This window comes from Methylocaldum sp., from assembly GCF_035627495.1.
Lineage (GTDB): Bacteria > Pseudomonadota > Gammaproteobacteria > Methylococcales > Methylococcaceae > Methylocaldum.
On sequence record NZ_DASPLO010000165.1, the window covers coordinates 1 to 1,937 of the forward strand.

Consider the following 1,937-nt stretch of genomic DNA (forward strand, 5'->3'; position numbering starts at 1 on the left):
CATCCGGATGCGAAGCAACAGCGCCTGCTGCTCTCGGTCCCCCGCCGCAAACGCGCCTGGTTCTCAGGGCTTTGGGCCCACGCCGCCGCTCCGCCCGTGATTCCAGGGCTCGCCACCGGCTAATGGACAATTTGGGTTTAAAAGGGATTTATCGTGCGGATTACGCGCCAACACCACGGTAGTTTCGGACGGGATAAAGGCTCGCGCGGTTATCCAACCCAGCGCATAAAGCGTAGCGATCAATAGTGGCCAGCGGGATTCGATAATTCCGTTGAAGTACAGGAACAGCCCAAATAGTCCCAGCACGCAGCCCGCGATATTAGGATATCCCCAAAGAAACGCGAGGAAACGGGCGAAGCGGGATGCGGGCATGCTCATGGGGGCTCTAATCTCCGATTGATAGTCGTGCAGGCACCTATGGACTGTGAGTATAGCCGGACGATGTAAAGGAAATGGACTGTCCTTTGGCGCTACACAGCCGGAAATCGGACTTTCTTAGATCTAAAGGGATCTGGCCATTTGTGCCAGCGTACTATTGCGCCTTTATATCGTGGGCGTCCAAGAGTTACCGTCTTGACGGTCTCAAGCGGCGAGTGGTTGAGTCAGCGCGTGATGTGACAGGCGAGGTTCCAGGGTAAGAGTGCTTCGATCCCGTTGACTAGATGCTCGGCGATGCGGACAGGCACGGCAAGCAGGTACGCCTCTGGATCGGGGTCATTGAGCATCGCCATGCCGATTAAGCTGTACGGGGCCGCGGCCCGTTTCCCATGTAAAGGGGGCAGGCTTTTATTATTTGACCCCGCTGTTTCCACTTCACTTCGCATATTTGCTTCACATAAAAAATCTAAAGCAAATAACGAAAGCCTGAACCTTTCATAAATCTTCTGTGTCCACTGTGCTTGATTCTCGCTACCAAAGATCCAGCCGTTCATGTTCTTGGTTTCAAGCACAAATATGCCGAACGGTGACACGAAAATGTGATCGATCTGCGTTGAGCCGTCAGGTGTAGGCAAAGTGACGTTGTGTACTCGATGATACGTGTCTTAATCCAGCATTAGCCGGGCTAGAAACCTGGCAAATAGCTCCCCGAAATAGCCCTTGCCCGAAGGCGACTTGAATACGCCGATGATGATCGCCAGCGGGACTAGCCACCAAAAGGCCTTTAGAAATTCGTTTACGATCGGGGAGAAGTCCATTGTGCCTCATCACCTAACCAATGATTGAATCGTTTCTGTATAGCTTCCGTGAATTTCTATCACGCCCAAGGCAATCGCGCTATGTGGAAGCCTTTTCGAAACGCGATGCCCGCCTCCGGGCCGAGTGGAACGGCCGGAACCTGAAGGAGCTGATAAAGCGGTGCGGCGTCAGCCGCAGCACGGTGTACCGGCTGATGGGGAAGTAGGTGCGGCGCCCGTTTTGAGCGTTCGGTTAGGCGATTTCCACGAGAACGTGACAACGTTCCCGATCAGTTGCGGCGCGTCAGTGCCAGTAGCTCTAGCGAATGATTAGGCGGTGATGGCAGGTCGCCATAGCCTACACAGGGTGTCCCATGTCGAAGACAATCTCGCGTGCAATTTTCCCGTCCCGCATCTCGAAGATATGAACTAGCCGCATTTCAATCTTGCTGCCGACTGGAAAATGCCAGTAGCCATCCTTCGCCACCTCAAACGTGACGATGCTGTCATCCACAACGCGATCTTCGGTAGCGAACCGCTGAAGAAACTGGAACTTCACATCACGCATGGACGCAAAGAGATTCCGATAATTCTCGGCAGCAGCTTTCTTCCCCGAAAAGGAGAGTTATGCTCGAAAGTTGTGGATGAGGGGCTGAGGTAGGCGGCGTATTCTGGATGGTCTTCGAGGTCATCCATTCCTGTTGAGAGGAGCGAATACGCCATGAGTGAAGATAAGGTCATTCGGTTGAAGAGTCCAGGGAC

The 1,937-nt window shown here is 53.6% G+C and carries 3 protein-coding genes and 2 pseudogenes; all 5 read right to left on the minus strand.

The features are described 5' to 3' along the window. Positions 1–602: 602 nt before the first annotated feature. Positions 603–767 (minus strand): annotated as a pseudogene (locus VEB01_RS14665) (transposase domain-containing protein); the annotation flags it as partial. Positions 768–878: 111 nt separating this feature from the next. Then, positions 879–1,028 (minus strand): annotated as a pseudogene (locus VEB01_RS14670) (nuclease-related domain-containing protein); the annotation flags it as partial. A gap of 15 nt (positions 1,029–1,043) precedes the next feature. Beyond that, positions 1,044–1,196: a hypothetical protein gene (locus VEB01_RS14675; protein ID WP_324876681.1), complete on the minus strand. Its 153-nt coding sequence runs from the start codon at positions 1,194–1,196 to the stop codon at positions 1,044–1,046. A 337-nt stretch (positions 1,197–1,533) separates the two neighbouring features. Further along, positions 1,534–1,743 (minus strand): nuclear transport factor 2-like protein, encoded by a 210-nt coding sequence (locus tag VEB01_RS14680; RefSeq protein WP_324876683.1) that lies wholly within the window; start codon positions 1,741–1,743, stop codon positions 1,534–1,536. Further along, a partial coding sequence (locus tag VEB01_RS14685) for a hypothetical protein (protein ID WP_324876685.1) occupies positions 1,731–1,937 on the minus strand: 207 nt, incomplete at its 5' end. The genes VEB01_RS14680 and VEB01_RS14685, both read right to left, overlap by 13 nt.

Excerpts from the sequence above, each read along its gene's own strand:
- VEB01_RS14680 (WP_324876683.1), bottom strand. The coding sequence starts at position 1,743 with ATGCGTGATGTGAAGTTCCAGTTTCTTCAGCGGTTCGCTACCGAAGAT.
- VEB01_RS14675 (WP_324876681.1), bottom strand. The coding sequence starts at position 1,196 with ATGGACTTCTCCCCGATCGTAAACGAATTTCTAAAGGCCTTTTGGTGG.